Genomic DNA, 24,562 nt, shown 5'->3' on the forward strand with positions numbered 1-24,562 from the left:
ACAGAGGCGATCAGGCGTCTGGCTCTTCTTCCGCAATCTTCAGCAGCCACTCCGGCACACCTTCCCAGTACTGCTGCTCTTTTTCCAGATCCAGCAGCACCAGCGCATTCTGGCTAAACCAGTTGTGCGGGAAGGTCAGCGTCCAGTGGTGAGCTTCCGTCTGCAGCCGTAGCGTCGGCGGCGTGGTGGTGGCCTGACGCTGGTTATTCAGCAGCACGCCGAGGCGCAGCAGTTGGATCAGCGGCAGAAACTGCTTTTTCCTGAATAGCGTAAAGCGCGGCAGGTCGTCGAGTTTTATCGCTTTGCGATGATAGCGCACCAGCGTGGCCATCAGCATCTGCTGCTCCTGGTTGAAGCCCGGCAGGTCGCTGTTCTGCAGAATGTAGGCCGAGTGGCGGTGCATGCCGCTGTGGTTAATATTCAGGCCCACCTCATGGAGCATCACCGCCCACTTCAACAGCGCCGCGAGGTGTGGATTGGCCAGCTTCGGATTCTGCTCCTGCCACTGCTCCAGCATAAGGGTGGTGGTTTCCAGTACCCGGCGCGCCTGTTCGCGATCGATGTTGTACTGATTCGCCAGACTCTGCGCCGTGCGGCTACGAATATCCTGGTGGCGGAAACGGCCTTCCATTTCGTACAGCACGCCTTCACGCAGCGCGCCATCAGACAGACGAAGCTCTTTAATGGCTAACGCGTCAAACACGCCGCACAAGATCGCCAGCCCCGGGGCAAAGACCGCTTTACGGTCTTCCGAGAGGCCGGGCAGGCTGAGCGCGTCGAAGTTTTTATGCTTCAGCAGCTCACTGACCAGCATTTCGAGGCGTTCCGGCGTAATAAACCCGTCCTTCTCGCCCATAGCCACCAGCACTTCCTGGGCGGCTTTAATGGTGCCGGAGGCGCCCAGCGCCACGGTCCAGCCCTGAATACGGAACTGCCAGGCCAGGGTTTCCAGCTTTTGTACCGCCGCCAGGCGAGCGCGCTGGAAATTTTCCTTATTGATCGTCCCGCCCGGGAAGTAGGCCTGGGAGAAACTCACGCACCCCATGCGGCGGCTTTCCACCAGGCGGGGCTCAAAATCTTCACCGATGACCAGCTCAGTCGAACCGCCGCCGATATCAATCACCAGCTTACGGCCGCGCTCCGGCTGCGTGTGCTCCACGCCCATAAATATCAGGCGCGCTTCTTCATTACCGGAGATGATCTCGATCGGGTAGGGGATCACTTTTTCCGCGCGTTTAAGAAACTCCGCCGCATTGGTCGCCTGACGCAGCGTATGCGTCCCGACGATGCATACGCTGGAGGGAGAAAATCCCTGCAGGCGTTCGGCAAACAGCGACAGGCAGTTCAGCCCGCGGGTCATGGCTTCTTCGCTCAACACCGAGTTTTCATCGAGGCCATCGGCCAGATGTACGCGCTGTTTCAGGCGTCCGATAATCTGCATGGCGCCGTCAACGACACGGGCGATCACCATATGAAAACTGTTCGAACCAAGGTCAACCGCAGCGAACTCCTGCGGTCGAGGGGTTTTTTCGTTTATTGGCATAGGTTAGTCGGGTTGTTCGAGTGATTTGAGATAATCGTAAATCGCCATCTGAGCGCGCACTTTACGGCGATTGCCGCGCGGCACATAGCGATTACTCAGTTCTTTATCAAGATAGCGCGCTTTTACCGTATCGTTGAACAGGATATCAAAAATATCCAGCACCCGCTGTTTCAGGCGCGGGTCGAGCAGCGGGGCGGCAACTTCGATACGATAATCGATATTACGCGTCATCCAGTCGGCAGAGGAGAGCCAGACCTGCTTATCGCCACCGTTTTCAAAACAGTAGACCCGGTCGTGCTCGAGGAAACGGTCCACAATGCTGATGACGCGAATATTTTCGCTGATGCCTTCCAGACCGGGGATCAGCGAGCACATGCCGCGGATCAACAGGTTGACCGGCACGCCGGAGCTGGAGGCGGCATACAGTCTGTCCACCAGCCCTTTGTCCACCAGGTTGTTCAGCTTCAGGGTAATACCGGACGGCTGCCCGTTCTGCGCATTAGCGATCTCGCGGTCGATCATCTCATACAGCAGACGACGCGAGTTCTGCGGCGACACCAGCAGGTAATCGAAGCTAACCGGGCGGTAGGGGTTTTCAATAAAGTTAAACACCCGGCGGACTTCATTGGTAATGCGCGCATCGGCGGTTAACAGCGAATAGTCGGTATAGATCCGCGCGGTCTTCTCGTTGAAGTTACCGGTGCCGATGTGGGCGTAGCGCACCACCTCATCGCCTTCTTTACGCGAGATAAGGAACAGCTTTGCGTGGATCTTCAGGCCCGGCGCGGAGAAGATCACGTGAACGCCCGCTTCCGTCAGGCGCTTCGCCCAGTGAATGTTGGCCTCTTCGTCAAAACGCGCCTGCAGCTCCACCACCACGGTGACTTTTTTACCGTTGTGGGCGGCGTGGATCATCGCGTCGATGATGCGCGAATCCTTGGCCACGCGGTAGATGTTGATTTTGATCGCCAGTACGCTGGGGTCGAACGAGGCCTGGCGAAGCAGCTCCAGCACATGCTCAAAAGTATGATAGGGGTAGTAGAGCAGCACATCGCGTTCGCGAATGGCGTCGAAGCCGTTGCGGAATTTATCAAACCACAGATGACGCAGGCGCGGCATAGGTTTATTGACCAGATTGGCCTTACCCACGTTCGGGAAGCCGATAAAGTCTTTAAAGTTGTGATAGCGGCCGCCCGGCAGCATTGAGTCATAGTTGGAGATGGAGAGCTTATCGCGCAGCATTTCGACCATCGCGTCCGGCATATCGCGCTGGTAGACGAAGCGAACCGGCTCGGCGGTCAGGCGCTGTTTCAGGCTGGAGGACATCAGCTCCATCAGGCTCGACTCCATCTCATGCACCAGATCGTACTCGGCGTCACGGGTCATTTTCATCGAGTAGGCGTTCAGCGCATCGTAATCAAAGAAGCCTTTAAAGATGTCGTCCAGGCAATAGCGCAGAATGTTATCCAACAGGATCATTGGCTTACGGCGACGAGGCGCTTCCGGCGGCAGGTTTACGAAGCGCGGGACCTTATCCGACGGAATTTCCAGCAGGGCATAGTTGATGTTTTCCCCGCGGATAATCTCCACCGCCAGATAGGTGTAATCATCTTTCAGAAACTGCACGAGGTCCGTTTCGCGGTTAATCAGGATCGGCGAGATATGCTGGCGCAAATACTGTTTAAAGTAGTTGCGCAGCCAGGCCTGCTGATTGACGGACAGCTGACGCTCATTGATCAGGAAGATCTGGTTGCGCGCCATCTCCAGCAGCAGTTCGTTATACAGACTATCGAATTCCTGATCGGCCTTCAGAACGCGGGCCTGGATTTTGCCTAACAGGTGGCGAGAATGGGCGGTACTGCCTTGTTCTTCACTGATAATAATCCGGCGCTTAAGCTCAGCGAAGCGCACTTTGTAAAACTCATCAAGGTTGTTGGAGTAGATCCCTAAGAAGCGCATGCGCTCAATCAGCGGGTTACTCTTGTCCGCCGCTTCCTGCAGCACGCGCTCGTTAAAAGACAACCAGCTGAGTTCTTTTTCGATGTATAGCTTTTCCTGGCCCATTACCGCTCACACTCCGTTTTACTCACAGGACGTAGACTATTATGACGAATTTTTCTGCATAGCGATTTACTGTGTCACAACTATATGACAGTAAGAAGAATTATTTCTGTGAGATGTTTGATTAATAAACAATTTTAATTAAAAAAAAAGCCCCGCGATGGCGAAAGGCGGGGCTGTTGTTCATTCTTCAGCGGCATAGCCCTGGGGGGGAAGCTGTCGTTCATCCAGCCAGGCGTGGTTGCCCTCCATGCGCAGACGTCCCTCAACGAACCAGCTTATCACCAGCGGATAAATGGCATGTTCCTGGGTCTGAACCCGCGCCGTGACCTCTTCCTCGCTGTCGCCAGCAAAGACCGGCACTTTGGCCTGCAGGATAACCGGACCGCCGTCCAGCTCGTCGGTGACGAAGTGCACCGAGGTCCCATGCTCCTCGTCACCGTTTTCCAGCACCTGGCGATGGGTATGCAGGCCAGGATACTTCGGCAGTAACGAAGGGTGGATGTTCAGCAGACGTCCCTGATAGTGGCTGACGAAGGCGGGGCTAAGGATACGCATATAGCCCGCCAGCACCACCAGATCCGGGGCGTAGGCGTCAATTTCATGCATCAGCTGACGATCGAACGCTTCCCGGTCGGCAAACTGACTTTGCGCTAGCGCGTGGGCCGGGATCCCGGCCGCGCGCGCGCGCTCAAGGCCGAACGCATCGGCCTTGTTACTGAATACCGCACGCAGGGTGCCGTTGATCTGTTTCCGGCCGCAGGCGTCGATGATCGCCTGCAAATTACTGCCGCTACCGGAAATCAGCACCACAATGTTTTTCATGCAATGACCACACGCTGTTCGGAATCGGAGGCTTTGATATACCCGATTTTCCACGCGTTTTCACCTTTCTCGTTCAGCAGGGCAATGGCCTTGTCTGCTTCTGCAGCCGGCAGGGCGATAACCATCCCCACGCCGCAGTTAAAGGTACGGTACATCTCATGCTGGCTGACGTTACCGGCGGTTTGCAGCCAGTTGAAGACGGACGGCCACTGCCAGGAAGACTCATCAATCACCGCCTGGGTGTTGTCCGGCAGCACGCGCGGAATATTTTCCCAGAAGCCGCCGCCGGTCAGATGGGCGATGGCGTGGACGTCAACGCTGGCAATCAGGTCGAGAACCGATTTCACATAGATGCGGGTCGGCGCCAGCAGATGGTCGGCCAGCGGTTTGCCGTCAAGGTCGGTGGTCTGCGGGTCAACGCCGCTAACTTCAATAATCTTACGCACCAGCGAATAGCCGTTAGAGTGCGGGCCACTGGAGGCCAGCGCCACCAGCACGTCGCCGTCAGCGACTTTGCTGCCGTCGATGATTTCTGATTTTTCCACCACCCCGACGCAAAAACCCGCCACGTCGTAATCTTCGCCGTGGTACATCCCCGGCATCTCTGCGGTCTCACCGCCCACCAGCGCGCAACCGGACTGCAGGCAGCCTTCGGCGATGCCGTTGATGACGCTGGCTGCGGTATCGACGTCCAGTTTACCGGTGGCGTAATAATCAAGGAAAAACAGCGGCTCAGCGCCCTGAACCACCAGGTCGTTCACGCACATGGCGACAAGGTCGATGCCGATGGTGTCGTGACGCTTCAGATCCATTGCCAGACGCAGCTTGGTACCGACGCCGTCGGTGCCGGAGACCAGTACCGGCTCGCGGTATTTCTGCGGCAGTGCGCACAGCGCGCCGAATCCGCCCAGTCCACCCATCACTTCCGGGCGACGGGTTTTCTTCACCACGCCCTTAATACGGTCGACGAGAGCGTTGCCTGCATCAATATCCACGCCGGCATCTTTATAGCTGAGAGAGGTTTTGTCGGTCACTGCGAAGTCTCCACGCGTTTGCGGTAAGCAAGAAAAATCGGCGCAATTCTAACAGGGAAAGCAAACGTTTGCGAGCCTGCTTTACAGTCGGCGTAAAACCGTTGGCGGATGGTCAAATTTGATACTGCTCACGAAAATGAAACCGGGTACAGCCTTGTGCTTGCCTCAGTGCCAGGGAATCCTCATCATACGACTGAAACCGGTTTCTGTGGTTGGCCGCCGTGTGGATCACCGGTGCATTATGCTCGACAGGGGAGGGATGAATGAAGATTGCGGCATTTGATATCGGCGGCACCGCGCTAAAGATGGGCGTCATGACCCGCGACGGCAGGCTGCTGGAAACCGCGAAGCAGTCTATCAATGACAGCGATGGCGATCATATCTTACAGACCATCCTGTCGTGGCTGGCGGCCCACCCGTCGTGCGAAGGTATAGCCATCAGCGCGCCGGGCTATGTCGATCCGCACAGCGGCTTTATCACCATGGGCGGCGCTATCCGTCGATTTGACAACTTCGCCATGAAATCGTGGCTCGAGACGCGAACCGGGCTGCCGGTCTCGGTGGAAAACGACGCCAACTGTGTGCTGCTGGCTGAGCGCTGGCAGGGCAAAGCGGCGGAAATGGCCAATTTTCTGGTGCTCACTATCGGCACTGGCATCGGTGGAGCGATTTTTTGCCAACATCAGCTGATCCACGGGGCGCGTTTTCGCGCCGGTGAGTTCGGCTATATGCTAACCGATCGTCCCGGCGGACGCGATCCCCGTCGCTACTCGATGAATGAAAACTGCACCCTGCGGGTGCTGCGCCATCGCTATGCGGAACATATTGGCGCGCCGCTGGATAGCGTCACTGGCGAAATGATTTTTGACCGCTACGACGCCGGCGACCCGGTTTGCCAGCGTTTGGTCGCCGAGTTCTTCAATGGCCTGGGCCATGGCCTTTATAACCTCGTCAATATCTTCGATCCGCAGACTATTTTTATCGGCGGCGGCATTGTGGAACGCCCTGGATTTCTGACGCTGCTGCGCCAGCATCTGGCCTGGTTCGGCATTGCCGACTATCTCGATACCGTCAGTCACGGCAATGATGCCGGCCTGATTGGCGCGGTTTACCATTTCAATCAGCACTATCGTTCGCCTGGCGACGATCGACCTTAGGGAGAGATTATGTCCGGATTTAAAGAAGGTTTTCTGTGGGGCGGCGCGGTGGCGGCGCATCAGTTAGAGGGCGGCTGGCAGGAGGGGGGCAAGGGGGTCAGCGTGGCGGATGTCATGACCGCCGGCGCCCACGGGGTGCCGCGGGAAATCACCGATGGCGTGGTAGCGGGGAAAAACTACCCGAACCATGAGGCGATCGATTTTTATCATTGCTACCCGCAGGACCTGGCGCTGTTTGCCGAAATGGGCTTTAAATGTTTCCGCACCTCGATTGCCTGGACGCGTATTTTCCCGCAGGGCGATGAACAGGAGCCGAACGAGGCTGGCCTGCAGTTTTATGACGATCTGTTCGACGAATGTCTGAAACACGGTATTGAACCGGTCATTACGCTGTCGCATTTTGAAATGCCCTATCACCTGGTCACCGAGTACGGCGGCTGGCGTAACCGCAAGCTGATCGACTTTTTCGTGCGCTTCGCCAGGGTCGTCTTCACCCGCTACCAGCATAAAGTGAAGTACTGGATGACCTTCAACGAGATCAACAACCAGACCAACTACCATGAGGACTTTGCCCCCTTCACCAACTCCGGTCTGAAGTATGTGCCGGGTGAAGATCGGGAACCGGTGATGTACCAGGCCGCACATTATGAGCTGGTGGCCAGCGCCCTGGCGGTGAAAGCGGCGCGCGAGATCAACCCTGCTCTGCAGATAGGCTGCATGATCGCCATGTGTCCCATCTATCCGCTGACCTGCGCGCCGGACGATATGATGATGGCGATGAACGCCATGCACCGCCGGTACTGGTTCACCGACGTCCACGTGCGCGGCCGCTATCCGCAGCATCTGCTCAACTATTTTGCCCGCCGCGGCTTTAGCCTGGACATGACCGAAGCCGATCGTCAGGCGTTAACCGAAGGCTGTGTCGACTACATCGGCTTTAGCTACTATATGTCCTTCGCCACCAAAGCCACCGAAGATAACCCATTGCTCGATTATGATGAAACCACCAGCCTGGTCTCCAACCCGTACGTGAAAAAGTCGGACTGGGGCTGGCAGATAGATCCGGTCGGCCTGCGCTATTCGCTGAACTGGTTCTGGGATCACTATCAGCTACCGCTGTTTATTGTCGAAAACGGTTTTGGCGCGATCGATGTTCGTGAAGCGGACGGCAGCGTGGATGACCAGTACCGTATCGATTATCTCTCCGCCCATATCGCGGAGATGAAAAAGGCGGTGGTCGAAGATGGCGTTGACCTGATGGGCTATACCCCGTGGGGCTGTATCGATCTGGTTTCCGCCGGAACGGGGGAGATGAAAAAACGCTACGGCTTTATCTACGTGGATAAAGATAATGAAGGCAACGGCACGCTGGACCGCAGTAAGAAGAAGTCGTTCGACTGGTATAAGAAGGTGATTGCCAGCAACGGGGAGCAGCTATAATTTCCCGATGGCGCTGCGCTTATCGGGCCTGCGTGGTTTCCAGTCCGGGTAAGCGTTAGCGCCGCCCGGCAGAACCCCGCGCTAAAACCGGAGCCTCGTCTCCGGTTTTTTTGTCTCTAAATCACTTTGCTTGATATACGTCAAGCAAGATGGGTATGGCCTAATCCGAAAAAAGCGGTATAATCCCGCGATTTTTTTTGTGGCTGCCCCTCAGAGGAGAAAGAGAATGAAGATTGTGGAAGTCAAACACCCACTCGTCAAACACAAGCTGGGCCTGATGCGCGAGCACGACATCAGCACCAAACGCTTCCGTGAACTCGCCTCAGAAGTGGGCAGCTTACTGACTTATGAAGCCACCGCCGATCTGGCAACCGAGAAAGTGACCATCGAAGGCTGGAACGGCCCGGTGGAAGTTGAGCAGATCAAGGGCAAGAAAATTACCGTCGTGCCTATCCTGCGCGCAGGCCTCGGCATGATGGAAGGGGTGCTTGAGCACGTGCCAAGCGCGCGTATCAGCGTGGTGGGTATTTATCGCAATGAAGAAACCCTTGAGCCGGTACCTTACTTCCAGAAGCTGGTGTCCAACATCGATGAGCGTATGGCGCTGGTGGTTGACCCGATGCTGGCCACCGGTGGGTCGATGATCGCCACTATCGATCTGCTGAAAAACGCCGGCTGCACCAGCATCAAGGTGCTGGTGCTGGTGGCGGCGCCGGAAGGGATTGCCGCGCTGGAGAAAGCGCACCCGGACGTTGAGCTGTATACCGCCTCTGTCGATAAGGGACTGAACGAACACGGGTACATCATTCCCGGTCTCGGCGATGCCGGCGACAAGATCTTTGGTACGAAATAATCGAATAACGATAAATAAGCCGACTTTGAGAGTCGGCTTTTTTTTGAATAAAACACACATAACTAACCATCTCAGAGGAAAACACTATGACGCGCCGTGCTATCGGGGTGAGTGAAAGACCGCCGCTTTTACAGACTATCCCGCTTAGTTTGCAGCACCTGTTTGCCATGTTCGGCGCAACGGTGCTGGTGCCAATCCTGTTCCACATCAACCCGGCCACCGTGCTGCTATTCAACGGTATTGGTACGCTGCTGTACCTCTTTATCTGTAAAGGCAAAATCCCGGCGTATCTGGGATCGAGTTTCGCCTTTATCTCTCCGGTGCTGCTCCTGCTGCCGCTGGGCTATGAAGTGGCGCTGGGCGGTTTCATTATGTGCGGCGTGCTGTTCTGCCTCGTCTCCTTTATTGTCAAAAAAGCCGGTACCGGCTGGCTGGATGTGATGTTCCCCCCGGCGGCGATGGGGGCCATCGTGGCGGTTATCGGTCTGGAGCTGGCAGGCGTGGCGGCCAATATGGCCGGGCTGCTGCCAGCCGACGGCCAGTCACCGGACAGCAAAACCATTATTATCTCGATGGTAACCCTGGCGGTGACGGTGTTTGGTTCGGTCCTGTTCCGCGGCTTCCTGGCGATTATCCCGATCCTGATTGGCGTTCTGGTGGGCTATGCGCTGTCGTTTGTGATGGGAGTGGTTGATACCACCCCGATCGCCGAAGCGCACTGGTTCGCGCTGCCAACCTTCTACACGCCGCGTTTTGAATGGTTCGCCATCTTCACCATTCTGCCCGCTGCGCTGGTGGTGATTGCCGAGCACGTCGGTCACCTGGTGGTGACGGCCAATATCGTCAAACGCGATCTGATCCGCGACCCGGGCCTGCATCGTTCGATGTTTGCCAATGGCCTGTCGACGATCATTTCCGGCTTTTTCGGCTCGACGCCTAACACCACCTACGGGGAAAATATCGGCGTGATGGCGATTACCCGCGTCTACAGCACCTGGGTTATCGGCGGCGCGGCGATCATTGCGATTCTGCTCTCCTGCGTCGGCAAACTGGCGGCGGCGATCCAGATCATCCCGGTGCCGGTGATGGGCGGCGTGTCGCTGCTGCTGTACGGGGTGATCGGCGCCTCGGGGATCCGCGTACTGATTGAATCGAAGGTGGATTACAGCAAAGCGCAGAATCTGATCCTCACCTCCGTGATCCTGATCATCGGCGTCAGCGGTGCCAAAGTGCACATCGGTGCCGCTGAGCTGAAAGGGATGGCGCTGGCCACCATCGTCGGTATCGCACTCAGCCTGATTTTCAAGCTTATCAGCGTCCTGCGTCCGGAAGAGGTGGTTCTCGACGCCGCGGATAGCGAAGAGGTTAAATAACGATCGTCTGACCGGGCGGCGATCCCGCCCGGTTCTCTCCGGACCTAAATCTGTGATAAACTCTTCGCGTTTTTCTGTAAGCCTATGTTGAGGTCCATCTGAACGCACCGGCACAGCTCTCTTTGCCACTGTATCTTCCTGACGACGAAACCTTCGCGAGTTTCTGGCCGGGTGATAATCCTTCCCTACTTGCTGCCCTCCAGAACGTACTGCGCCAGGAACACAGCGGGTATATTTATATCTGGTCACGTGAAGGGGCGGGTCGCAGCCACCTGTTACACGCCGCCTGCGCCGAGCTTTCCCAGCGCGGGGATGCCGTGGGCTACGTGCCGCTGGATAAACGCACCTGGTTTGTGCCGGAGGTGCTGGAGGGGATGGAACAGCTGGCCCTGGTCTGCATCGATAACATCGAGTGCGTCGCCGGGGATGAGCCCTGGGAAATGGCCATCTTTAATCTCTACAACCGGATCCTGGAATCAGGTAAAACCCGGCTGCTGATCACCGGCGACCGGCCGCCGCGGCAACTGAATCTTGGTCTGCCGGATCTTGCCTCGCGGCTTGACTGGGGGCAGATCTATAAGCTGCAGCCGCTGTCGGATGAAGACAAACTGCAGGCCCTGCAGCTGCGCGCCAGACTGCGCGGCTTTGAGATGCCGGAGGACGTGTGCCGCTTCCTGCTGAAGCGGCTGGATCGCGAGATGCGCTCGCTATTTATGACCCTCGATCAGCTGGATCATGCCTCGATTACCGCTCAGCGCAAGCTGACGATCCCCTTCGTGAAAGAGATCCTTAAACTCTAGTCCGCCTGCGGAGTCAGTTCCTCCTCCGTCAGCCCGGTCAACCGGGCGACCAGGTCGCGCGCCAGGCCACTGTGTAGCATAGCGGCGGCGATACGCTGCGCCTCTTCTTTCCGGCCTTCCTGACGGCCCTGCGCCAGTCCCTGCGCCAGGCCCCGCTCCAGACCCTGCTGTTCCAGATATTCCGCAATTGTCATCAACGTCTCCTTGTGCTGCGGCGTACGTAACGCCAGCTCGCGAATGAACTTGATCGGCTCTCGCGCGTTGCCTGCCTGCACCAGATAGTGCATCAGGGCTTGTACCTGCGATTCCGTCGCCAGACCAGTCAATAATAATTCGCTCAGTTTGTCGAGGAGCTGCGCCAGATCGCGTTGTCGAATATGTTTTTGCAGTAACTCCAGCGTCGCCATGCGCTGGTGGGTGGCAATGTCGTCATCCGGAATGACGGTAATGTCCGCCAGCGGAAACGCCCTGTGATAAAGGTGGCCGGCCAGCTCCGGAGCGACGAATTCATCGAGCCAGCGCAGTGAGAACGGGTAGGGGCTTACCAGACCGTGGTAGAAGAGAACAGGGATCACCAGCGGCAGCCGATCGTGGCCGGCATCAAGGTGGCGCTGCATGGCGGCGATGGCGTAGCGCATCAGACGAAAGGCCATATGCCGGTCGGGCGTGCTCTGGTGTTCGATAAGCGCATAAATATAGCCGTCTCCCGCCGTGGTTTTCAGGGAATACAGAATGTCGGCGTAAAAGAGACGCAGATCGTCTTCGACAAAATGCCCGGACTCGAGATGCAGCGTACGCAGATCGCACACTTTAAGCAGCGTCTCGGGCAGGTACAGCCGCAGAAAATCGCGGGCGGTATCAGGGTGGGAGAGATAGGTCTTAAATACGGCATCGTGAGGCGTTGAGGTTGGTTTTTTCATGTTCATCCGTCCAGTGGATTGAGCGTTAGATGAACAGTAGCACTGCAAAACGGGCGGGAGGGATTGGCGTGGAAGATCTGGAATCAGCTACGTAAAAAAAGCGCCGCGTAAGCGCGGCGCGGGTGGCTTAGCTCACGATCTCAAGGACCTGCTCCGGCGGTCGGCCAATACGCGCCTGGCCGCGGCTGACGACAATTGGGCGTTCGATGAGCTTAGGGTTGTCGACCATCGCCTGTATCAGCGCGGCGTCGCTGAGCGCCGGGTCGGCAAGATTGAGCGATTTATACAGATCCTCTTTCTGGCGCATGAGCTCGCGGGGGCTCTCCATACCCAGCAGCTGCAGCAGTTGACGCAGCGTCCCGGCATCCGGTGGCGTCTCAAGATAAAGCACCACCTCAGGATCGATGCCGTGGCTCTTCAACAGGCTCAGCGTTTCGCGACTCTTCGAGCAGCGTGGGTTATGGTAAATTTTTACCGCGTCGGTCATGGGGTCTCCTTACATTTTTTGGTAGGGGCGGAAGCGGGCCTGTAGCTCACGTAGCTGGTCGATGCGGGCATCGTAGCGGGCCTGCTGCAGACTACCGAGTTTCACTTGCGAGCTGGCGCTGCTGAGCAGGGAAATCGCCTGTTCCAGCTGGCCGACCAGCGCCATGCTTTCTGCCCGCGCCGCCAGCTCCTGGTCGCGATTACCCAGGGCGCCTTCCGCCTGCGCCAGCAGGTCCCAGCCGTTGCCATCCTCTTTATAGGTAAAGGTATAACGATTCAGGATGGTCGCCGCTTCCCCGGGCTGTCCGCCCTGCAGGAGGGCGTTGGCCAGGTTCAACTGCAGCACCGGATTGGTGCGCAGTTCACGAGCGTTTTTAAGGCGGTTGATGGCGTCGCCGGTTTTCTTCTGTCCGAGGTCGATATCGGTGGCCAGATCGAGATACCAGGGATTTTGCGGATCGGCGCTGAGCAGCGGCTGCAGCGTTTTGCGCGCCTGGTCAAAGTTGTTGCTTTCCATCGCCAGCAGGGCGCGGCCATACTGCGCGGCATGCTGCTGGCGGATATTGCCTTTATCCCAGGCGTTGAGCAGATCGGTGCCTAGCTTATTGTCGCCGTTGGTGTACATTCCGAGGGTACGCGCCTTCGCCAGATAGAAGTCCGCTGAGGACTGCACGACAACCGGGCGCATCTGGTTGGCGCGGTTACGGGCATCGGCAAGCCGGCTTTCCGGCAGGGGGTGGGTGAGCAGCATTTCCGGCGGCCGCGTTGAGTAGCGCGACTCATCAAGCAGTTTACCCATAAACATCGGCATGGCCTGCGGGTCGAATCCCGAGCGTTGCAGAACCTGAATACCGATCCGGTCGGCCTCTTCTTCGTTCTGACGGGTGAAGCTGATCATGCCCTGTTGGGTGCCAGCCAGCGTCCCGGTCAGCGCCGCCATCCCGGCCTGCGGGCTGGCCATCGCCAGCAGAATTGAACCCAGCGCGCCGACCCAGGTCAGCGGCGCATTGCGTTTCTGATCTTCCATTGCGCGGGCGAGATGCCGCTGCGTAACGTGGGAAATTTCGTGCGCCATGACAGAGGCCAGTTCGCTCTCGTTATCGGAGTAGCGGAACAGGGCGGAGTGGAGGACCACATTGCCGCCGAAGAAGGCGAAGGCGTTAATTTGGTCGTTATTAATCAAATAGAAGTGGAACGGGGTGCGCACCGAATTCGCATGCGAGACCAGACGCATGCCCAGCCCGTTGATATATTGCACCAGCAGAGGGTCGTTGATCAGCGGCGCGCTGCCGCGCAGCTGGCGGACGTAGTAATCCCCCATCTGCATTTCCTGACCAATCGACAACGTGCTTCCTGCGGAGGTCCCCATGTCCGGCAGGGTATCTGCGGAGTCAGCAAAAGCAGGGCCTAACGAACCCAGCGTCAGCGACGCGATCACGGTCGCCACCAGCGTTTTCTTCAACTGCCTGAACATAACCTCTGTCCTGTAATGTGGGTGTGCCAGTTTGACCGATTGTGCGACGCAATGTTCCCTGGCCGCATCCCAGCGAGTTTAGCTGGCGTTAGACGCATTGAAAATAGGTTCTTCACGGCGGAGACGGGTTTGTCTGCTGCGCATCAAAAAGCGAAGTCTTTTTTGTGACATTTCGATACAATTCCCCCGTTTGTCGCCGCGTTGCGCTTCAGGGAAGGTTTTATGCTCGAGATGTTAATGCAGTGGTACCGCCGTCGATTCAGCGACCCTGAGGCGATAGCGCTGCTGGTTATTTTGCTTGCCGGTTTCGGCATCATGTTCTTTTTCAGCGGCCTGCTGGCCCCGTTACTGGTGGCTATCGTGCTGGCCTATCTGCTGGAGTGGCCGACCGTTCGCCTGGAGCGCATCGGCCTGTCGCGCACCTGGGCGACCTCGCTGGTGCTAATCCTCTTTGTGGGTATTCTGCTCTTGCTGGCCTTTGTGGTGCTGCCGGTGGCCTGGCAGCAGGGGATCTACCTTATCCGCGATATGCCGGGCATGCTTAACAAGCTCTCTGATTTCGCCGCCACGCTGCCGCGGCGCTATCCGGCGTTGATGGATGCCGGCATCATCGATGCGATGGCGGAAAATATGCGCACCCGGATGCTGACGGTGGGCGACTCGGTGGTCAAGTATTCTCTCGCCTCGCTGGTGGGGCTGCTCACGCTGGCGGTCTATCTGGTGCTGGTGCCGCTGATGGTCTTCTTCCTGCTGAAGGATAAAGAGCAGATGCTCAACGCGGTACGCCGCGTGCTGCCGCGAAACCGCGGTCTGGCCGGGCAGGTATGGAAGGAGATGAACCAGCAAATCACCAACTACATTCGCGGTAAGGTGCTGGAGATGATTGTCGTCAGCGTCGCCACCTGGATAGGCTTTATCCTTTTCGGCCTTAACTACTCGCTGCTGTTGGCGGTGCTGGTGGGCTTCTCGGTGCTGATCCCCTATATCGGCGCGTTTGTGGTGACCATTCCGGTGGTAGGGGTGGCGCTGTTTCAGTTTGGCGCTGGCACCGAGTTCTGGAGTCTGTTCGCGGTCTATCTGATTATTCAGGGACTGGACGGTAACCTGCTGGTACCGGTGCTGTTCTCGGAAGCGGTGAATCTGCACCCGCTGGTGATTATCCTGTCGGTGGTGATCTTTGGCGGTTTGTGGGGATTCTGGGGCGTCTTCTTCGCCATTCCGCTGGCCACGTTAATTAAAGCGGTGGTGCATGCCTGGCCGGATGGTCTGGTCGTCGACGACGACTAAGGCATTGAGGATAAAAAAAGACGCCGGGCGAGGTTTTCTCCCCCGGCGTCTTGCTTTGCATCAGGCGTTTTCTTTCAGCCAGTTCAACACCACGTCGTGGTGATTGCTGGTTTTGAAGTCATCAAAGACGTGTTCGATTTTGCCATCGGCATCAACGAGGAAGCTGATACGGTGGATCCCGTCGTAGGTTTTCCCCATAAAGGATTTTTCGCCCCAGACGCCAAACTGCTCGCAAACCTGATGGTTTTCATCAGACAGCAGCGTAAAGTTCAGCAGCTCTTTTTCGGCGAAACGGGAGAGCTTTTCCGGTTTATCGGTGCTGATGCCCAGCACTTCCACACCGGCTTTTTTCAGGTCGTCCATATTATCGCGCAAGCCGCACGCCTGGACGGTGCAGCCCGGGGTCATGGCTTTCGGGTAAAAATAAACCAGGACACGCTGTCCCTGGAAGTCGGTTAAATTTACTTCCTCGCCGTCCTGGTCCGGTAAGCTAAATTTCGGTGCAAGATCACCGGCTTTCAGTGGGGTCATGGGTTAAACTCCATCCTGTTCATCATGCTGTGAATAATTAACGATGTTAATACTGCCTTGTGCGTTGAGTTCTGTACATAGGGCTTTGAACGCTTGTTCGATATTTGCTGCATTTTGCGTCGCAGGGCTGTGAGCCGTTATCTGGATAAAAAGCTGCGCGGAATCGCCGTCTCCCGGCTGCGTGCGGGACACCAGTTCCGCGATATTCATATTCCATGTATCGCACAGGGCAGTGAAGCGCTCGATGATATGCGGTGAGTCCGGCACCTCAACCTGGACCCAGACGGTGTTTGGCATGGCCTGCGGCGGGCGCGCGGTGGTGCGTTTCATCACGATCAACAGCTCCAGCTCCGCGCCTTTCAGCGGCAGGGTTGATTCGATCAGGTTAATCGCATTCCACGAACCGGAAAGCAGCATGATAAACGTAAACTCATCACCGAGCATGGCCAGCCGGCTGTCTTCGATATTACAACCGCAGCTGCTGACGTGGCGAGTGATCGTATTCACGATGCCGGGACGGTCAGCCCCCAGGGCGGTAATAACCAGATAGTGTTGTAATGAGGCTGTCAAACCTGTTCTTCCTTTAAAAAGGTGAGGTAACATTAGGAAAGCATAAAAAAAACCGCCATACAACATCCCTGATGGCGTCGGGTCTCTTGCTTTTATTGCAGCTCCAAACGTAACATTGAGAATCTTGTCGCACTTCTGCTCTGAGGATGGCCCATGTTCACGGGAAGTATTGTAGCGCTTGTCACGCCGATGGATGAAAACGGTAATGTCTGCCGGACAAGCCTGAAAAAACTGATTGATTACCATGTCGCCAACGGAACCTCGGCGATCGTTTCGGTAGGGACTACCGGTGAATCCGCAACGCTGAGCCATGAAGAGCATGGCGACGTGGTGATGATGACGCTGGAACTGGCTGACGGGCGTATCCCGGTTATCGCGGGAACGGGAGCCAATGCAACCGCAGAGGCGATTAGCCTGACCAAACGTTTTAACGACAGCGGCGTAGTCGGCTGCCTGACGGTCACTCCTTATTATAACCGTCCGACCCAGGAAGGCCTGTTCCAGCACTTTAAAGCTATCGCCGAACATACTGACCTGCCGCAAATTCTGTATAATGTGCCGTCCCGTACCGGTTGCGATATGCTGCCGGAAACCGTTGGCCGTCTGGCGCAAATTAAAAATATTGTCGGTATTAAGGAAGCAACAGGGAACTTAAGTCGTGTTCACCAGATCAAAGAGCTGGTTTCAGACGACTTTATTCTGCTGAGCGGTGACGATGCGACCGGTATGGACTTTATGCAGCTCGGCGGCGTGGGCGTGATTTCCGTTACCGCCAACGTGGCGGCGCGCGAAATGGCCGACATGTGCCGTCTGGCGCTGGCGGGTCAATTTGCCGAAGCCCGGGCGATTAACCAGCGTCTGATGCCATTGCATACAAAATTATTTGTCGAACCCAATCCTATCCCGGTGAAATGGGGATGCAAGGCGTTGGGTCTTGTGGCGACCGATACGCTGCGCTTGCCGATGACGCCTATCACCGACCAGGGTCGTGAAGCCGTTACCGCCGCGCTGAAGCATGCCGGTTTGCTGTAAAGTTTAGGGAGATTTGATGGCTTACTCAGTACAGAAGTCGCGCCTGGCGAAGGTTGCGGGTGTTTCGCTGGTTCTACTCCTCGCGGCCTGTAGTTCCGACTCGCGCTATAAGCGTCAGGTGAGCGGTGATGAGGCCTATTTACAGGCGTCACCGTTGAGCGAACTTCACGCGCCGGCGGGGATGATCCTGCCGATTCAGGTGGGTGATTACAACATTCCGGTGGCCAACAGCACCGGCGCGGTCGGCAAGGCGCTGGACATTCGCCCGCCGGCGCAGCCGCTGGCATTGGTTAGCGGCGCCCGCACCCAGTTCAACGGCGATACCGCGACGCTGATGGTCGAAAACGGCCGCAGTGGTTCGCTGTGGGCGCAGGTTACCAGCATTCTTCAGTCGAAGAACTACGTTATCGCCAAGCGCGATGATGCGAGCCAGACGCTGAACACCGACTGGGTTGAGTGGAACCGTCTTGATGAAGATCAGCAGTATCGCGGTCGTTATCAAATCTCCGTCAAACCGCAGGGCTATCAGCAAGCGGTTGTGGTCAAGCTGGTGAATCTGGAGCAGGCGGGTAAACCGGTTGCCGATCCGGCGTCACTGCAGCGCTACAGCACCGCCATGCTGAACGTCATTTCGGAAGGCCTGGACATGAACGCCACCAGCGCCCAGAACGCCGCTCAGCGCAGCGCGGGCGCCACCTTCGACGTGCAGAGCGCTGCCGACGATACTGGCCTGCCAATGCTCGTCGTTCGCGCGCCGTTTAACATGGTGTGGCAGCGTCTGCCGGGCGCCCTCGAGAAAGTGGGAATGAAAGTGACCGACAGCACGCGCTCTCAGGGCAGCATGGCGCTGACCTACAAGCCGCTGTCTGACAGCAGCTGGCAGGAGCTGGGCGCACGCGACCCGCAGCTGGTCTCCGGTGACTACAAACTTCAGGTCGGCGACCTCGATAACCGCAGTAGCCTGCAGTTCATCGACCCGAAAGGCCATACCCTGACGCAGTCGCAAAATGACGCTCTGGTAGCCGTATTCCAGGCCGCATTTAACAAGTAATCAAAAGGGCTGGAGCAATCCGGCCCTTTTAATATATAGTGACGCAAACGTGTGCGTATACACATCATCCTTCAAATTGCCTCTTTGTTGGCCGCCTTCGTTCAACCCAGTCACTTACTTTTGTAAGCTCCTGGGGATTCGCTCAGTTGCCGCCTCGATGCACTTTGAATGATTTTGTGTATAGGTGGAAACGTATTTTTAGGCTCAATATCACTGGAGTAGTGAAAGATGAAAAAGCAAGCTGAGTTGTATCGTGGTAAGGCGAAGACAGTATACAGCACCGATAATCCGGACCTGCTGGTACTGGAATTCCGTAACGATACGTCAGCAGGTGATGGCGCGCGCATCGAGCAGTTCGATCGTAAAGGCATGGTGAATAACAAGTTCAACCACTTCATTATGAGCAAACTGGCAGAAGCGGGCATCCCTACCCAGATGGAAGCGCTGCTCTCCGATACCGAATGCCTGGTGAAAAAACTGGATATGGTGCCGGTGGAGTGCGTGGTGCGTAACCGTGCGGCAGGCTCGCTGGTAAAACGTTTAGGCATTGAAGAAGGTATCGAGCTGAATCCGCCGCTGTTCGATCTGTTCCTGAAAAACGATGCCATGCACGATCCGATGGTCAACGACTCCTACTGCGAAACCTTCGGCTGGGTGAGTAAAGAGAATCTGGCGCGGATGCGCGAGATGACCTACAAAGCCAACGACGTGCTGAAAAAATTGTTCGATGACGCCGGTCTGATTCTGGTGGACTTTAAGCTGGAGTTTGGTCTGTTCAAAGGCGAAGTGGTGCTGGGCGATGAGTTTTCGCCGGACGGCAGCCGCCTGTGGGACAAAAACACCCTTGATAAAATGGACAAAGACCGCTTCCGCCAGAGCCTTGGCGGCCTGATCGAAGCCTACGAAGAAGTGGCTCACCGCCTGGGCGTTAAGCTCGACTAACTCGCCCGCCGCCAGAAGATGGTCTCATCTTCTGGCGTCTCTTGCTGTTTCCTGTGGTAATCCTGCGCTGAACCGCCTACGATCTCTGCTATTGATACATAACAGGGAATGAGGTGCTTATGCGCTGGCAAGGGCGTCGCGAAAGCGACAATGTTGAAGATCGACGCGGTCAATCGGGCTCGCCGTTTGGCGGCGGGGGCGGCGGCTTCCGGCTGCCGAGCGGGAAGGGCGGCATTGTGCTGCTGATTATTGTGCTGGTGGCAGGCTATTACGGCGTGGATTTGACCGGCATGCTGACCGGCGAACCGATGCCGCAGCAGCAGACCTCCACGCAGCGCTCCATCAGTCCGAAAGACGATGAAGCGGCGAAGTTTACTTCGGTGATCCTGGCCACCACCGAAGATACCTGGGGACCGATCTTTGAAAAGATGGGCCGCCAGTACCCCCAGCCAAAGCTGGTGCTCTACCGCGGCGCGACCCGTACCGGCTGCGGTACCGGCCAGTCGGTGATGGGGCCGTTCTACTGTCCTGCCGACAGCACGGTCTATATCGACCTGTCATTCTACGATGAGATGAAAAATAAACTGGGCGCCGACGGCGACTTTGCCCAGGGGTACGTCATTGCCCATGAAGTGGGTCATCACGTACAAAAACTGCTGGGCATTGAGCCGAAAGTCCGCCAGCAACAGCAGCATGCCACCGAGGCCGAAGCCAACCGGCTGTCGGTTAAGATGGAGCTGCAGGCAGACTGCTTCGCCGGCGTCTGGGGCCATAATATGCAGCAGCAGGATATTCTGGAAACCGGCGATCTGCAGGAGGCGCTGAACGCCGCCGAGGCGATCGGCGATGACCGTCTGCAGCAGCAGAGCCAGGGGCGGGTGGTACCGGACAGCTTTACCCACGGCACGTCAAAACAGCGCTACACCTGGTTCAAACGCGGTTTCGACAGCGGCGACCCGGCGCAGTGCAACACCTTCGGCAGCGCCCTGTAATCGCCACCGATGATGGACGCGCTGCTTGACCTCACCGCGCAGATGGCGCGGGAGGGAATTCGCCGCCTGCTGGTACTCAGCGGCGACGAGGCCTGGACGCTGCAGCAGGCGCAGGCGCTGCGGGAGAGGCTCGCCGGCGATGGCCTGTGGGTGGGCCCCGAGCCGGTTTTCGCGCCCGGGGTGGCGCCTGGCGCCCTGAAGACGCTGCTGGGGCGGGAAGTCATGCACGCCTTTTTCGATGCCCGGCGCGGATTTGATGTAGCCGCCCTGGCGGCCCTGAGCGGTACCCTGCGGGCGGGAAGCTGGCTGGTGCTGCTGACGCCCCCCTTCGCCGACTGGCCGTCCCGGGTGGATGAGGACTCCCTGCGCTGGAGCGATACGCCCGACCCGATCTCTACCCCCCACTTTGTTCTCCGCTGCTGTCGGCAGTTTATCGCCGACCCCGATGTGCTGCTCTGGCGGCAGTCGGACTCGCCGCGGCTCCCGCTGGCCGTCCCGCGCCCTGACTGGCATCCCGCCGAGGGTCACCCGCTGGCCGAACAGGCGGCGATCCTTGCGCAATTGTTGCGTCTACCGCCCGGTATCGCGGCGGTGACGGCTGAACGAGGGCGAGGCAAATCCGCCCTCGCTGGCATGTTGCTGCGCCAGCTCGCGGGCGAGGCCATCGTTACCGCCCCGACCCGCAGCGCCGTCGATGTGCTAGCGAGCTTTGCCGGCGAGGCGTTTCGCTTTATGGCGCCTGATGCGCTGCTGTCGTCGAAAGAAACGGCGTCCTGGCTGATTGTCGATGAGGCCGCGGCCATTCCGGCTCCGCTTCTCCGGCAGCTGGTAAGCCGTTTTCCCCGCACGCTACTCACCACGACGGTGCAGGGTTATGAGGGCACCGGGCGCGGGTTCCTGCTGAAATTTTGCGCCAGCCTGCCCCATCTGCAGTCGTTCAGCCTGAGCGCGCCGATCCGCTGGGCAGTGGGCTGCCCGCTGGAGTCAGCCATCAGTCAGCTGCTGATCTTCAGCGATGAGGCATTTCGCGATGCGCCGACGGGGGAGGTTGCCGTGGAAGAGGTCGATCAGTCCAGCTGGCAAACGCGGCCGGCGCTGCCGGAGGCGATGTACCAGCTGTTGTCCGGGGCGCATTACCGCACTTCTCCTCTCGATCTGCGGCGCATGATGGACGCGCCGGGCCAGGCTTTCCGCTGTGCACGCGCCGGCGGCGCGGTGGCGGGCGCGCTGTGGCTGGTGGCAGAGGGGGGACTTTCTCCTGAACTCAGCCGGGCGGTGTGGGCGGGTTTTCGCCGGCCGCGAGGGAACCTGGTCGCCCAGTCGCTGGCGGCGCATGGCGGCAGTCCCCTCGCGGCGACGCTGCGCGGGCTGCGGGTCAGTCGGATCGCCGTCCACCCCGCCCGCCAGCGCGAAGGGCTGGGGCAGCAGATGATCGCGGATATCGCCGCCGATGCCGCAGGTTATGACTATCTCTCCGTCAGCTTTGGCTATACCCCTGAGCTGTGGCGCTTCTGGCAACGCTGCGGGTTTATCCTCGTGCGGCTGGGCACTCATCGCGAGGCCAGCAGCGGATGCTATACCGCGATGGCTCTGTTCCCGCTGAGTGCAGCGGGGCATCAGCTCGCGCAGCGGGAGGCGCAGCGGCTACAACGCGATGAATACTGGCTGCGCCCGTGGCGGGACGCGCCCGCGCCGCTGCCGGCCGTTTCAGGGGCTATGCTTAGTGATGAGGACTGGCTGGAAGCGGCCAGCTTTGCCTTCGCCCATCGCCCGCTGGCCGCGGCGCTGGGTTGCCTCAATCGTCTGCTGATGCAGGTCGACATGCCGTTGCCGGCGCTGCGCGGGCGCCTGCAGGGGGAAGAAGAGGCCGAACTCTGCGCCGCGCTGCAGCTAACAGGGCGTAAAGCGCTGCTGGCGAGATGGCGTCAGGAGGCCGCTGACGCTTTGCGCTTCCTCGATGCAGCGCGCGCTGAGGCGCTGCGTCTGCAGGTAGCGCACCTGCAATTTTTTTAACTAACTCATTCAGTTAAATGGCATGGTCATATCTGGCGAGCGGCGTACACTGCCCGCATACACAAAGGAGACAGCCATGAAACACGATCATTTTATTGTTCAAAGCCCTGCGACGCCTGCGCAACAGCTGTTGCTGCTGTTTCATGGCGTGGGGGATAACCCGGTCTCCATGGGGCAAATTGGCAGCTGGTTCGCGCCGCAGTTTCCTGATGCGCTGATCGTTAGCATTGGCGGGGTGGAGCCTTGCGGTCCCAACGGCCGGCAGTGGTTTTCGGTGCAGGGAGTGACGGAAGAGAATCGTCAGCAGCGTATCGACGCCATTATGCCGACCTTTATTGACATTGTGCGCTACTGGCAGGAAAAGAGCGGCGTCAGCCCGCTGGCCACCGCGCTGATCGGCTTCTCTCAGGGGGCGATCATGTCGCTGGAGAGCATCAAAGCAGCGCCGGATCTGGCTTCGCGGGTGATCGCCTTTAATGGCCGCTACGCGACGCTGCCGGTCACTGCAACGACGGCCACCACTATTCACCTGATCCACGGTGGTGACGATCGGGTTATCGATCTGGCGTGGGCGGTGTCGGCTCAGGAGGCGTTGTTGCAGGCGGGGGGCGACGTGACTTTAGATATTGTTGACGATCTGGGGCATGCCATCGACGATCGCAGCATGCAGTTCGCGATTGAGCGACTGCGCTATACCGTGCCGAAGCACTATTTTGATGAGGCGCTGAGCGGCAGTACGCCGAAAGGGGACGATATCATCGAAATGCTGTAACCCCGGCGGCCGGGGTTACAGGCGGGCGGTACCGCGATAAAGGCAAACTTACGGTTTCTTCGACTGGTCGTGCTTCGGCCAGTCGTCGTCATCGTCCCATTTATCGTTAAAATCACGGTGCGGCGGCAGATCGGGTTTGTTGTTGAGGAATTTTTTGTGGTCAACGCGGTTCAGATCTTTAATCACGTTGATAATTACCCCCACCAAAAAGACCAGCACCAGAATCCACCAGTGTTTAATAAGCCATTCCATGCGCGCTTCCTCTTTACGTCAGTACGTCAGGCGACCAGCTGTTCCATTACGCGTTGATACATCCGCGCCAGCAGCTGCAGGTCGGCGGCGTTCACACATTCATTAATTTTGTGAATCGTGGCGTTCACCGGGCCCAGCTCTACCACCTGCGCCCCCATGCGCGCGATAAACCGTCCGTCTGAGGTGCCGCCGTTGGTTAACAGCTGCGGTTTGATCTCATTATAGTGCTCAATCGCGTTGACGACCGCATCCACCAGCTTGCCCCGTCCGGTGAGGAACGGCTGGCCGGAGAGCCACCACTCCACGCTGTAACGCAGCTGGTATTTTTCCAGCAGGGCGACCACCCGGGCTTTGATCATCTCGTCCGTCAGTTCCGTACTGAAGCGGAAGTTGAACTGGACGAACATATCGCCAGGGATCACGTTGTTGCTGCCGGTGCCGGACTGCACGTTGGCAATCTGCATGCTGGTCGGCGGGAAGTATTCATTGCCTTTATCCCACTCGATAGTGACCAGCTCCGCCAGCATCGGCGCCGCGCGATGGACGGGGTTATCGGCAAGGTGCGGATAGGCGACATGGCCCTGTACCCCGTGAATGGTCAGATTGCAGGTCAGCGAGCCGCGGCGGCCGTTTTTCACCACATCGCCGACCACTTCGGTACTGGAGGGTTCGCCGACCAGACAGTAGTCCAGACGCTCGTTACGCGCCATCAGCGTCTCCACCACTTTGACGGTGCCGTTTTTGGCGCTGGCCTCTTCATCAGAGGTAATCAAAAACGCCAGCCGGCCCCGGTGGTTCGGGTACTGCGCGACAAAACGCTCAGCGGCAACCACCATCGCCGCCAGCGAGCCTTTCATATCTGCCGCCCCGCGGCCAAACAGCATCCCGTCGCGGATGGTGGGTTCGAACGGCGGATTGATCCAGCGGTCGGCGTCGCCTGCCGGGACCACGTCGGTGTGGCCGGCGAAGGCCAGCGTCTCGCCGTGGCCGCGCCAGGCCCAGAAGTTCTGCGTATCGCCGAAATCCATCGGTTCAACGGTAAAGCCGATCGCACGCAGGCGTTCAATCATTAACGCCTGGCATCCCGCATCATCGGGGCTAAGGGAAGGGCGGCGAATAAGCTGCTGAGCCAGCTCAATGACCGGGCAAGACAT

At 58.1% G+C, this 24,562-nt stretch carries 24 protein-coding genes; 13 read left to right on the top strand and 11 right to left on the bottom strand.

All coding sequences use genetic code 11. The features are described from left to right. Positions 1-10 precede the first annotated feature (10 nt). From ppx to purM, 4 genes are all read right to left on the bottom strand, one after another. Entirely contained in the window at positions 11-1,543 is a 1,533-nt protein-coding gene (gene ppx / locus MKR05_RS16515; protein ID WP_004201914.1) for an exopolyphosphatase, read from the bottom strand. 3 nt (positions 1,544-1,546) lie between these two features. Further along, positions 1,547-3,607, bottom strand: coding sequence for a polyphosphate kinase 1 (gene ppk1 / locus MKR05_RS16520; RefSeq protein WP_002913838.1), 2,061 nt, complete (start codon positions 3,605-3,607; stop codon positions 1,547-1,549). A gap of 180 nt (positions 3,608-3,787) precedes the next feature. Beyond that, positions 3,788-4,429 (bottom strand): phosphoribosylglycinamide formyltransferase, encoded by a 642-nt coding sequence (gene purN, locus MKR05_RS16525; RefSeq protein WP_023290625.1) that lies wholly within the window; start codon positions 4,427-4,429, stop codon positions 3,788-3,790. Beyond that, a complete protein-coding gene (gene purM / locus MKR05_RS16530; RefSeq protein WP_004201922.1) occupies positions 4,426-5,463 on the bottom strand; it encodes a phosphoribosylformylglycinamidine cyclo-ligase in 1,038 nt (345 codons plus the stop codon). The genes purN and purM overlap by 4 nt, the downstream gene beginning before the upstream one ends. 263 nt (positions 5,464-5,726) lie before the next feature. On the opposite strand from purM, the gene bglK reads away from it, so the two are divergent. From bglK to MKR05_RS16555, 5 genes are all read left to right on the top strand, one after another. Beyond that, positions 5,727-6,620: a beta-glucoside kinase BglK gene (gene bglK / locus MKR05_RS16535; protein WP_023290623.1), complete on the top strand. Its 894-nt coding sequence runs from the start codon at positions 5,727-5,729 to the stop codon at positions 6,618-6,620. Between the two features lie 9 nt (positions 6,621-6,629). Next, entirely contained in the window at positions 6,630-8,060 is a 1,431-nt protein-coding gene (locus tag MKR05_RS16540) for a 6-phospho-beta-glucosidase (RefSeq protein WP_101989159.1), read from the top strand. 226 nt (positions 8,061-8,286) lie between these two features. Further along, positions 8,287-8,913, top strand: a complete 627-nt coding sequence (gene upp, locus MKR05_RS16545; protein WP_004201927.1) for a uracil phosphoribosyltransferase — start codon at positions 8,287-8,289, stop codon at positions 8,911-8,913. An 86-nt stretch (positions 8,914-8,999) separates the two neighbouring features. Continuing rightward, the gene (gene uraA, locus MKR05_RS16550; protein WP_065812237.1) at positions 9,000-10,286 is read left to right on the top strand and encodes a uracil permease; all 1,287 of its coding nucleotides are present in this window, start codon (positions 9,000-9,002) and stop codon (positions 10,284-10,286) included. 98 nt (positions 10,287-10,384) lie between these two features. After that, positions 10,385-11,086, top strand: a complete 702-nt coding sequence (locus tag MKR05_RS16555; protein ID WP_020947395.1) for a DnaA inactivator Hda — start codon at positions 10,385-10,387, stop codon at positions 11,084-11,086. Here the strand turns inward: MKR05_RS16555 and MKR05_RS16560 are convergent. The 3 genes from MKR05_RS16560 to bepA all read right to left on the bottom strand — a co-directional run bounded on the left by MKR05_RS16560 (position 11,083) and on the right by bepA (position 13,966). Continuing rightward, positions 11,083-12,006 carry an Rpn family recombination-promoting nuclease/putative transposase gene (locus MKR05_RS16560; protein ID WP_072422354.1) on the bottom strand — a complete coding sequence of 308 codons (924 nt, stop codon included), beginning with the start codon at positions 12,004-12,006 and terminating at the stop codon, positions 11,083-11,085. The two genes, MKR05_RS16555 and MKR05_RS16560, sit on opposite strands and share 4 nt — an antisense overlap. 127 nt (positions 12,007-12,133) lie before the next feature. Next, positions 12,134-12,493 carry an arsenate reductase (glutaredoxin) gene (gene arsC, locus MKR05_RS16565; RefSeq protein WP_048297992.1) on the bottom strand — a complete coding sequence of 120 codons (360 nt, stop codon included), beginning with the start codon at positions 12,491-12,493 and terminating at the stop codon, positions 12,134-12,136. 9 nt (positions 12,494-12,502) lie between these two features. Further along, a complete protein-coding gene (gene bepA / locus MKR05_RS16570) occupies positions 12,503-13,966 on the bottom strand; it encodes a beta-barrel assembly-enhancing protease (protein WP_004201932.1) in 1,464 nt (487 codons plus the stop codon). A gap of 51 nt (positions 13,967-14,017) precedes the next feature. Here bepA and MKR05_RS16575 point away from each other — a divergent pair, with 51 nt between their 5' ends. Then, on the top strand, positions 14,018-14,134 hold the full coding sequence (locus MKR05_RS16575; protein ID WP_032429201.1) for a hypothetical protein: 117 nt from the start codon (positions 14,018-14,020) through the stop codon (positions 14,132-14,134). Between the two features lie 54 nt (positions 14,135-14,188). Next, complete coding sequence (locus MKR05_RS16580; RefSeq protein WP_004201933.1) at positions 14,189-15,253, top strand: AI-2E family transporter; 1,065 nt, start codon at positions 14,189-14,191, stop codon at positions 15,251-15,253. 60 nt (positions 15,254-15,313) lie between these two features. Here the strand turns inward: MKR05_RS16580 and bcp are convergent, their stop codons facing one another. Next, positions 15,314-15,784: a thioredoxin-dependent thiol peroxidase gene (gene bcp, locus MKR05_RS16585; RefSeq protein ID WP_004201935.1), complete on the bottom strand. Its 471-nt coding sequence runs from the start codon at positions 15,782-15,784 to the stop codon at positions 15,314-15,316. A 3-nt stretch (positions 15,785-15,787) separates the two neighbouring features. Further along, positions 15,788-16,354: a glycine cleavage system transcriptional repressor gene (locus MKR05_RS16590; protein ID WP_002913804.1), complete on the bottom strand. Its 567-nt coding sequence runs from the start codon at positions 16,352-16,354 to the stop codon at positions 15,788-15,790. 153 nt (positions 16,355-16,507) lie between these two features. Here MKR05_RS16590 and dapA point away from each other — a divergent pair, with 153 nt between their 5' ends. The 6 genes from dapA to ypfH all read left to right on the top strand — a co-directional run bounded on the left by dapA (position 16,508) and on the right by ypfH (position 23,156). Next, entirely contained in the window at positions 16,508-17,386 is an 879-nt protein-coding gene (gene dapA / locus MKR05_RS16595; protein WP_023290616.1) for a 4-hydroxy-tetrahydrodipicolinate synthase, read from the top strand. 16 nt (positions 17,387-17,402) lie between these two features. Continuing rightward, positions 17,403-18,437: an outer membrane protein assembly factor BamC gene (gene bamC, locus MKR05_RS16600; RefSeq protein WP_023290615.1), complete on the top strand. Its 1,035-nt coding sequence runs from the start codon at positions 17,403-17,405 to the stop codon at positions 18,435-18,437. A 228-nt stretch (positions 18,438-18,665) separates the two neighbouring features. Beyond that, on the top strand, positions 18,666-19,379 hold the full coding sequence (purC, locus tag MKR05_RS16605; RefSeq protein ID WP_238874894.1) for a phosphoribosylaminoimidazolesuccinocarboxamide synthase: 714 nt from the start codon (positions 18,666-18,668) through the stop codon (positions 19,377-19,379). Between the two features lie 119 nt (positions 19,380-19,498). Next, entirely contained in the window at positions 19,499-20,371 is an 873-nt protein-coding gene (locus MKR05_RS16610; protein ID WP_023290614.1) for a neutral zinc metallopeptidase, read from the top strand. 9 nt (positions 20,372-20,380) lie between these two features. Further along, complete coding sequence (locus MKR05_RS16615; protein ID WP_238874896.1) at positions 20,381-22,384, top strand: tRNA(Met) cytidine acetyltransferase TmcA; 2,004 nt, start codon at positions 20,381-20,383, stop codon at positions 22,382-22,384. Positions 22,385-22,460: 76 nt separating this feature from the next. Continuing rightward, a complete protein-coding gene (gene ypfH / locus MKR05_RS16620) occupies positions 22,461-23,156 on the top strand; it encodes an esterase (RefSeq protein WP_023290612.1) in 696 nt (231 codons plus the stop codon). Between the two features lie 48 nt (positions 23,157-23,204). Here the strand turns inward: ypfH and MKR05_RS16625 are convergent, their stop codons facing one another. Then, positions 23,205-23,408: a YpfN family protein gene (locus MKR05_RS16625; RefSeq protein ID WP_002913768.1), complete on the bottom strand. Its 204-nt coding sequence runs from the start codon at positions 23,406-23,408 to the stop codon at positions 23,205-23,207. 26 nt (positions 23,409-23,434) lie between these two features. Beyond that, positions 23,435-24,562 carry a succinyl-diaminopimelate desuccinylase gene (dapE, locus tag MKR05_RS16630; RefSeq protein ID WP_023290611.1) on the bottom strand — a complete coding sequence of 376 codons (1,128 nt, stop codon included), beginning with the start codon at positions 24,560-24,562 and terminating at the stop codon, positions 23,435-23,437.

It is taken from the genome of Klebsiella sp. K5-204, from assembly GCF_030128585.1.
Classification (GTDB): Bacteria; Pseudomonadota; Gammaproteobacteria; order Enterobacterales; family Enterobacteriaceae; genus Klebsiella; species Klebsiella quasipneumoniae.